1 protein-coding gene is annotated in these 245 nt (G+C 60.0%); it reads right to left on the bottom strand.

What is annotated here, in order from left to right; translation table 11 throughout:
• A partial coding sequence (locus R0J92_RS25615) for a UvrB domain 3-containing protein (RefSeq protein ID WP_411053759.1) occupies positions 1-245 on the bottom strand: 245 nt, incomplete at both ends.

The raw sequence follows: 245 nt of genomic DNA, 5'->3' as shown, positions 1-245 counted from the left end.
CGGCGCGCGTCCGATTCAGACGCGACAAGGTCTGAACGGTCTGAAGGCCGGCCAGCTTGCGATCGACGTACATGGCGCAGAGTTTGGGCTGGTCGAAGCCTGTCTGGTATTTCTCGGCAACGATCAGGATTTGGTAGGTCTCCGGATAGGGCGTGCCGTCGGGCTTGAAGCCGTCAAAACGACCCGGAAGTTCTGTTTCCGAAAAGCCGTTGAGTTCGGCCTCGGTCCAGGTTTCGCCGTCGACC

The sequence above is a fragment of the Tritonibacter sp. SIMBA_163 genome, from assembly GCF_046535935.1.
Lineage (GTDB): Bacteria > Pseudomonadota > Alphaproteobacteria > Rhodobacterales > Rhodobacteraceae > Epibacterium > Epibacterium scottomollicae.
Note: the sequence above shows the minus strand (reverse complement) of the source record. Positions and strands in the feature narration are given on the sequence as shown.